This window comes from Streptomyces ureilyticus (assembly GCF_011045025.1).
Classification (GTDB): Bacteria; Actinomycetota; Actinomycetes; order Streptomycetales; family Streptomycetaceae; genus Streptomyces; species Streptomyces ureilyticus.
Genome location: NZ_JAAKZX010000312.1, coordinates 1 through 8,526 on the forward strand (window position 1 = coordinate 1; position 8,526 = coordinate 8,526).

General features: G+C 72.1%; 5 protein-coding genes and 1 pseudogene. All 6 read right to left on the reverse strand.

The features are described 5' to 3' along the window. Nucleotides 1-31 precede the first annotated feature (31 nt). Nucleotides 32-1,480 carry a GTPase ObgE gene (obgE, locus tag G6048_RS44910; protein WP_165345392.1) on the reverse strand — a complete coding sequence of 483 codons (1,449 nt, stop codon included), beginning with the start codon at nt 1,478-1,480 and terminating at the stop codon, nt 32-34. Between the two features lie 152 nt (nt 1,481-1,632). Next, on the reverse strand, nt 1,633-1,887 hold the full coding sequence (gene rpmA / locus G6048_RS44915; RefSeq protein ID WP_033328070.1) for a 50S ribosomal protein L27: 255 nt from the start codon (nt 1,885-1,887) through the stop codon (nt 1,633-1,635). A 14-nt stretch (nt 1,888-1,901) separates the two neighbouring features. Further along, nucleotides 1,902-2,222 (reverse strand): 50S ribosomal protein L21, encoded by a 321-nt coding sequence (gene rplU, locus G6048_RS44920; RefSeq protein WP_033328069.1) that lies wholly within the window; start codon nt 2,220-2,222, stop codon nt 1,902-1,904. A 288-nt stretch (nt 2,223-2,510) separates the two neighbouring features. Next, complete coding sequence (locus G6048_RS44925; RefSeq protein ID WP_165345393.1) at nt 2,511-6,782, reverse strand: ribonuclease E/G; 4,272 nt, start codon at nt 6,780-6,782, stop codon at nt 2,511-2,513. Nucleotides 6,783-7,042: 260 nt separating this feature from the next. Beyond that, complete coding sequence (locus tag G6048_RS44930; RefSeq protein WP_165345394.1) at nt 7,043-7,831, reverse strand: TIGR03936 family radical SAM-associated protein; 789 nt, start codon at nt 7,829-7,831, stop codon at nt 7,043-7,045. Between the two features lie 167 nt (nt 7,832-7,998). Continuing rightward, nucleotides 7,999-8,526, reverse strand: a pseudogene (locus tag G6048_RS44935) (hypothetical protein); the annotation flags it as partial.

The following is an 8,526-nucleotide window of genomic DNA, read 5'->3' on the forward strand; positions in this document are numbered from 1 at the left end:
CGCCCCACCCCCACCCCCGTAGGCGCCCTGCTCAGCCTCCGGAGGAGAACGGCTCGAAGTCGTCGTAGTCCCGCTCCGCCTCGTCCCGCTCCGCCTGCTTCTCGCGGCGACGCGTAACCGCGGGCCGCGGAGCCTCGAAGCGGTGGTCCTCGCCCCGGCGGCCGAGCATCTCCGCGCCGGCCATGACCGTGGGCTCCCAGTCGAAGACGACGGCGTTCTCCTCGGGGCCGATGGCGACGCCGTCGCCCGTGCGGGCGCCCGCCTTCATCAGCTCGTCCTCGACGCCGAGACGGTTGAGGCGGTCGGCGAGGTAGCCGACGGCCTCGTCGTTGCTGAAGTCGGTCTGGCGGACCCAGCGTTCGGGCTTCTCGCCCCGTACGCGGAAGAGGCCGTCCTCCTCGCGCACGACCGTGAAGCCCGCGTCGTCCACCGCCTTCGGACGGATGACGATCCGAGTCGCCTCCTCCTGCGGCTTCGCCGCGCGGGCCTTCGCCACGAGGTCGGCAAGGGCGTACGACAGCTCCTTGAGGCCGATGTGCGCGACCGCCGACGCCTCGAAGACCCGGTAGCCCCGCGCCTCGAGATCAGGGCGGACCATCTCGGCGAGATCCTTGCCGTCGGGGACGTCGATCTTGTTGAGGAGGACGATGCGCGGACGGTCGTCGAGGCCGCCGTACTGCTTCAGCTCCTCCTCGATCAGGTCGAGGTCGGAGACGGGGTCACGGTCCGATTCGAGCGTGGCCGTGTCGAGTACGTGGACCAGCACCGAGCACCGCTCGACATGGCGCAGGAACTCCAGGCCGAGCCCCTTGCCCTGGCTCGCCCCGGGAATCAGACCGGGCACGTCCGCGATCGTGTAGACCGTGGCGCCCGCCGTCACCACCCCCAGGTTGGGGACGAGCGTCGTGAACGGGTAGTCCGCGATCTTCGGCTTGGCGGCGGACAGGGCCGAGATCAGGGACGACTTCCCCGCACTGGGGTAGCCGACGAGCGCCACGTCCGCGACCGTCTTGAGCTCCAGGACGATGTCCTGCATGTCACCGGGCACGCCAAGGAGCGCGAACCCGGGCGCCTTGCGCCGGGCCGAGGCCAGCGCCGCGTTCCCGAGACCGCCGCGCCCGCCCTGTGCGGCCACGTACGCCGTGCCGTGTCCGACCATGTCCGCGAGTACGTTGCCCGCCTTGTCCAGTACGACCGTGCCGTTCGGCACCGGCAGGATCAGGTCCTGACCGTCCTTGCCGGAACGGTTGCCGCCCTCACCGGGCTTGCCATTGGTGGCCTTGCGGTGCGGGGAGTGGTGGTAGTCGAGGAGCGTGGTGACGGACTGGTCGACGACCAGGATCACGTCGCCGCCACGGCCGCCGTTGCCGCCGTCGGGCCCGCCCAGCGGCTTGAACTTCTCGCGATGGACGGAGGCACAGCCGTGGCCTCCGCTACCCGCGGCGACATGCAGCTCGACGCGGTCCACGAAGGTGGTCATGGGATGTGCCTCCAGTTACGTACGGAAATTCTGCGTTCTCTGGCACAGAAATCTCCGCAATCTACGCTGAGAAATCTCTGCTCAGGTGAAACACGCGAAAGGCGGACCCGCTTCCCGTACGGGAAGTGAGGTCCGCCTCGCGAAAGATCCGGTCAGGCGACCGGAACGATGTTCACGACCTTGCGGCCACGGCGCGTACCGAACTCGACCGCACCGGCGTCAAGGGCGAACAGCGTGTCGTCCTTGCCACGGCCGACGCCGCTGCCGGGGTGGAAGTGGGTGCCGCGCTGGCGGACCAGGATCTCACCGGCGTTGACGACCTGACCGCCGAAGCGCTTCACGCCGAGCCGCTGAGCGTTGGAGTCGCGACCGTTCCGGGTGGACGATGCGCCCTTCTTGTGTGCCATCTCTCCTCAGTCCCTTACTTCGCAGCCGCGGGGATCTCAGTGACCTTGATCGCCGTGTACTGCTGGCGGTGGCCCTGACGACGGCGGTAGCCGGTCTTGTTCTTGTAGCGAAGGATGTCGATCTTCGCGCCCTTGTGGTGGTCCACGATCTCGGCCTGGACCTTGATGCCGGCGAGCACCCACGGGTCGCTGGTGACGGCGTCACCGTCGACAACGAGCAGAGTCGAGAGCTCGACCGTGTCGCCGACCTGGGCAGTGGAAATCTTGTCAACCTCAACGATGTCGCCGACAGCAACCTTGTGCTGGCGACCACCGCTGCGCACGATGGCGTACACGCGGATCTCTCTCTCGCTCGATTCGGAATCCCCGCAGTCCAGCCGCCGACAGAAGCAGACGGCCTCTCCCGGGGCGCGAGCCACCGGGAGGAAAGAGGTTTACGGGAATGCGGCGGGTCTGTGGACACGCCGAGGGTCAAGGTTACGGGGCCCTGACCAGCGGGGTCAAACCGGGCCCCGGGGCGTACACGCGGCACCCTGTCGGTTGACCGACTTCGGGTACGACGACGCCCTCTGACCGGCGGGTTCTCCGCCAATCAGAGGGCGTCGGGCGACGATCGAGACGGTTCAGTCCTCGTCGGTGGCGGCCGTGACCGTGGACGACGACGGCGTCTGCTCCGCCGCCGCGGTCTTCTTCGCCGCGGACTTCTTGGTGGCCGCCTTCTTCGCGGTCGCCTTCTTGGCCGTGGCCTTCTTGGCAGCCGTCTTCTTGGCCGCCGTCGTCTTCGTGGCGGCCTTCTTCGCGGTCGCCTTCTTGGCCGTCTTACGGGCCGCCTTCTTGGCCGGCACCTCCTCGGCGGCTTCCGCGACCGGTGCCGGGGCCTCGGCGGGCTCCTCCGCCGGGGCCGACGAGACGACCACGACGGCCGTCTCCTCCGCCGCGGTGGGCGCGGTGGCCTTCCGGACCGCCCGGCGGCGCGGGCGGGCCGGAGCCGCACTCTCGGCGACGGGCTCGGGCTGCGGCTCGGCGACCGGCTCGGGCTCAGCGGCGGGTGCCGCGACCGGCTCGGTGACCGTCACCACGACCTCCTCGGCCGCCTTCGGCGAACCGGCCGGCGCGGACACCTTGCGGGTCGCCCGACGACGCGTACGCCCCCTGGGCGCGGCCTCCTCGGCGATCGGGGCCTCGACGACCGGGTCCTCGGCGGCCATCGGCTCAGCGTGCGCGACGGCGGCCGGCTCCGGCTGTACGGGACGCTCGGCCTCGTCCTCGGCGGTCACCGTCTGCGCCGTCGGAACCTCGGGCTGGGCCCTGCGCTCGGGCCTACGGGACTCGGGGCGCGGGGCGCCCGCCGGAGCCGACGCGCGCCGGCTGGCCCGCCGCCGGGAACGGCCACCGCGGGTGGCCGCGGCCTCCGCCTCGGCCGCGCTGTTGTACAGGTCCTCGTCCGGTACGAAGGCGGGCTCGGCCAGCGCGACCGGCTCGGCGACCTCGGCGGCGATCTCCGCCTCGGTCTCGGCCTCCTCCTCGGCGGTCTCGACAGCCTCTATGGCCGGAGCGGGGAGCTGCTCGGGCAGGGGCTCGGCACCGGCCCGCGCACGCTTCTTGCGCTTGCCGCCGCCCCCGACTGCAGTCGGCTGCTCCATGTGCACGATGACGCCACGGCCGTTGCAGTGCACGCAGGTCTCGGAGAACGACTCGAGCAGACCCTGGCCCACGCGCTTCCGCGTCATCTGGACGAGGCCCAGCGAGGTCACCTCGGCGACCTGGTGCTTCGTACGGTCGCGTCCCAGGCACTCCAGGAGGCGCCGCAGCACCAGGTCCCGGTTGGACTCCAGGACCATGTCGATGAAGTCGATGACGACGATGCCGCCGAGGTCACGCAGCCGCAGCTGGCGCACGATCTCCTCGGCCGCCTCCAGGTTGTTCCTGGTCACGGTCTCTTCGAGGTTGCCGCCCTGACCGGTGAACTTGCCGGTGTTGACGTCGATCACGATCATCGCTTCGGTCTTGTCGATCACCAGCGAACCGCCGCTCGGCAGCCAGACCTTGCGGTCCAGCGCCTTGGCGAGTTGCTCGTCGATCCGGTACGACGCGAAGACGTCGACCTCGCTCGTCCACTTCTGCAGACGCTCGGCCAGGTCGGGGGCGACATGGGCGACGTATCCGTGGATGGTCTCCCAGGCCTCGCCGCCGCTGACGATGACCTTGGTGAAGTCCTCGTTGAAGATGTCGCGCACGACGCGGACGGTCATGTCCGGCTCGCCGTACAGCAGCGTCGGGGCGTTGCCGCCGCCCTTCGCCTTCTTCTGGATGTCCTCCCACTGCGCCTGCAGCCGCTCGACGTCACGGCGCAGCTCGTCCTCGCTCGCACCCTCGGCGGCGGTGCGCACGATGACGCCCGCGTCCTCGGGGACGATCTTCTTGAGGATGGTCTTCAGGCGGGCCCGCTCGGTGTCGGGCAGCTTGCGGCTGATACCGGTCATCGACCCCTCGGGGACGTAGACCAGGTAGCGGCCCGGCAGCGACACCTGGCTGGTCAGACGCGCGCCCTTGTGCCCGATCGGGTCCTTCGTGACCTGCACGAGGACCGACTGGCCGGACTTGAGGGCGGTCTCGATGCGCCGTGGGCCGTTCGCCATGCCCAGCGCCTCGAAGTTGACCTCACCGGCGTACAGGACGGCGTTGCGCCCCTTGCCGATGTCGATGAAGGCGGCCTCCATCGACGGCAGTACGTTCTGGACCTTGCCCAGGTAGACATTGCCGACGTACGAGGTCGACTGCTCCTTGTTGACGTAGTGCTCCACGAGCACGTTGTCCTCGAGTACGCCGATCTGCGTACGGTCGCCGTTCTGCCGGACCACCATCACGCGCTCGACGGCCTCGCGGCGGGCCAGGAACTCGGCCTCGGTGATGATCGGCACCCGGCGGCGGCCCTGCTCGCGGCCTTCGCGGCGGCGCTGCTTCTTGGCCTCCAGCCGGGTCGAGCCCTTGATGGACTGCACCTCGTCGGACGGCTCGGCCTTCGGGCGGGGCTCGCGGACCTTGACGACCGTACGCTCCGGGTCGCCGTCGCTCGGCTCGGCCTCGACGGGCGCGTCACCGGCACGACGCCGACGGCGCCGACGGCGACGGCTGCTGGCGGAACCGCCGGACTCCTCGCGCTCCTCGCGCTGCTCCTGAGCATCCTCTTCGGCCTGCTCAGCAGTGTCCTCGGCGTCCTGCGAAGCCTGTTCGGCGGCGGTCGCCTCGCTCTCCGAGACCTCGCCGTCCTGCTCGGCGTTCTCGCCCCGGCGACGCCTGCGGCCACCGCGACGGCGCCGACGACGCGAGCCGGTCTCCTCGGACTCGTCGCCCTCTTCCTCAGCGGACTCCTCCGCCTCGGGGGCCTCGGGGGCCTCCGCGGGCTCCTCTGCCGCGCCCCTGCGGCGACGGCGCCGACGCGGCCCGGTCTCCTCCTCGACGGGCTCCGGGACCGCCGCCGTCTCGGCGACGTCCTCGTCCTCGTCCTCCTCGGCCTCGGCAGCGGCGGCGGCCGCCGCGCGCTCCGGCGTCTGGAACATCGGCTCGGTGAACACGGGCGCCTGGAAGACGGCGACCGCGGGCCTGGCGGGCGGCTGCGCGGGCTCGCCTTCCTCGGCGGCCTTGGGCGCGGGCTCGGCGAAGCCGGCAGCGGCGGTCTTACGGGCGGAACGACGCCGCGAACGACGCGGGGCGTCGCCCTCCGGCTCGGGGGTGGTCTGGTCGGTCTCGGCAGCGGCCACAGGGGCCTCCCTGCGCTCGTCACGGACAGCGGCCTCAGCGGTGGGCTCCGCCTCGGCGGCCTCGGGCGCACCGGCGGGCGCGACAGCACGACGCGTCGCACGACGGCGCGCCCTGCGCGGGGCGATGTCCTCGGTCTCGGTGGTCTGCTCCGGCTCGACTACGGCGGCGGGCTCGGGGGTGGTCTGTGCGGTCTCGACGGCGGGCGCGGCGGCGGGAACCGAGCTGCCTGCGGCCTCATCGGTGGCGGGCGCAGTGGTGAGGGCCGCGCCGTCTGCGGGCTCGGGCGCACCGGCGGGAGCGGAGACGCGACGCGTGGCGCGTCGGCGCGTACGTCCAGCGGGCGCGGCCTCACCGACGGCGGGCTCCGCGTCGGCGGCCTCGGACACGGCGGTCTCGGCGGGAGCCACTACCTCGGCCGCGGGCTCCGCAACAGCCGGAGTCGAGGCCGGGGCCTCGGCAGGCTCAGGCGCAGCGGCCGGCGCGGTGACACGACGCGTCGCACGACGACGCGTACGCCCGGCAGGCGCGGCCTCACCGACAGCAGGCTCCGCGTCGGCAGCAGCGGAGGCGGCCGTCTCGGCAGCGGGCTCCTCGACAGCCGCGCCCTCGGCGGCGACAGCACTCGTCTCGGACGACCCAAGGCCGTCACCCGACGCTGAGGCGGACGCGGTCACCACGGCCTCCGACGCCTCGGCGGCCTCAGGCGCACCAGCGGGGGCGGAAGCACGACGCGTCGCACGACGACGCGTACGCCCGGCGGGCTCCTCCACCGCAGGTGAGGCAGCAGCGGGAGCAGTGGTCTCGGCGGGCGCGGACTCCTCCGCAGCCGGAGTGCCGGCGGCCGCAGTGACTGCCGTCTCATCGGCGGCAACCGCCTCCGGCGCCACAGCCGTCTCCTGCGCGGCCTCCGTCTCAGCGGCCGCCGCGATCTCCTCCGGCTCCTCCGCCGCGAGATCGGCGGAGCTCACCGGCGGTATGGCCGGTGCCGTGGTCTCGGCCACGGCCTGGGACTCGGACGTCGCCGCGGGCGGGCCCGCGGCACGGGACGCGGCGCGGCGGCGCCGGCGCGGCGGCAAAGTGTCGCTGGGGGTGCTGTTCTCGGGACCCTCAGCGGGTTCGTTCGGCTCGAGCATGCGGGTGGATCTCCCGTCAGGCTCCCGGGCGCCGCACCTGGTCCGGCTGTGCCGGTGACGTCCGCGGCTCGCGCGATGCGCGGTGCCGCCGTCCGGGGCGCGGGCGCCGCACGGGAGCTTTCTGTGTTCTGTCTCGCCGGTTCCGTACGCCGTGTTGCGTACGGCCTGGCGAAAGTCTTGTGGTGGGTGCGCTGCCCGACCCAGGTGGCTCCCGAGTACGAGGGCGGCGCTACGACATCCGTCCCTACGCGGGACCTTCCTTACGCCGGCGCCTTCGCGGCGGCGGTGGCCGCGGCCATGTGTGGGGCGGCTGCCACTGCCTCGCGGTCGGGCGCGAGCGGGTCGGTCACCGTGCCGGTCTCTTCATCGAAAAGCCCCTGCGCCAGCCTGGTCACCGCTGCGGGGACCGGCGGCGCCAGGTCGGCCACAGCTCGGAGACCGGACAGGACGTCGTCGGGTCGTACGGCAGGCGTCACGTGCCGAACAACCAGCCGCAGTATCGCACAGGGCTGGTCGGTCGGCCTATCAGGCTGTGAACTGTCCGTCTCGGTACGGGCACTGTGCGCCTCCAGGCTCGCGACCGCGGCGCGGGCGTCAAAGGTGCGCATGCCGTTCTTCATCTTGCGCTGGACCTCGACGGTCTCGGCCTCCTTGAAGGCGTCGACCGCGCGCTCGGCGTCCGCGGGTGCCACGCCGTCGAGGCGCAGCTCCCAGACCGAGGCCGTGAGCCGGTCGGCGAGCCCCGACGTACGGGCCTCGACCGCGTCGACGATGTCGAGCCCGGCGGGCAGCGACTCGTCGAGGAGCGCACGTAGCTTCTCGGGATCGCGCGCTTCGGTGAGCGCGATCTCCAGGTACTCGGCCTCGCTGCCCGTGCCGGTGGGTGCGGCATTGGCGTACGACACCTTCGGGTGCGGAGTGAACCCCGCCGAGTACGCCATCGGCACCTCGGCGCGGCGCAGCGCACGCTCGAAGGCGCGCTGGAAGTCACGGTGGCTGGTGAACCGGAGGCGGCCGCGCTTGGTGTAGCGCAGTCGAACGCGCTGCACCGCGGGTGCGGGCGGCGGGCCTTCGGGCTGTCGCTTGCCCAGTGGTTCTTCTCCTCGCTGTGAGGCGGTACGTACGTGCGCCGCCTCGTGGACGTGCGGTGGACCTCGTCGTCCCGCCTGAGCGGGAACGGCGGCGGATGACGCCTTCCGGCGTCGCCCCGTCCGGATCATCCCCGCATCGGCGGGGACAGGTCGTCGCGTCCGGACCTACCCTCCAGAGTACGCGCAGGAACCACCGTGGGTTCCCGGAGTCCCTTGGACAGGGGCACCGGCTCGGGTTCCGGCCGCGCCCCGAAGAGCATCCGCCGGATGTCGGCCCGGGTCTGCCGCGCGGTCTCGCGAGCACTGGCCAGAGCCTGCCGGGCACCGCGCCCCACGCTGCGCGCGGCCTCGGCGGCGGGCCGCCAGATCGCGTCCCGTACGACATGTCCGACGGGCGTGAGCACGCTCTTGTACACCCACCGCACCGGCTCCACGAAGATCCACCGGAAGAGCCGCCCCAGGAACCGCCCCACAGCGAGCGACACATACCCGGCGACACGCCACGCGTGCCCGATCGCCGTACCGATCTCGCGCGCGACCACGGCGATCGCCCGCCCGACCGGCACGAACACCCAACGCCACAGGGCAACGGCCGGGACGACGAAGACCCATCGCAGCAAGGTCCCGACGACCATCGCAGTCCAGGCCACCCC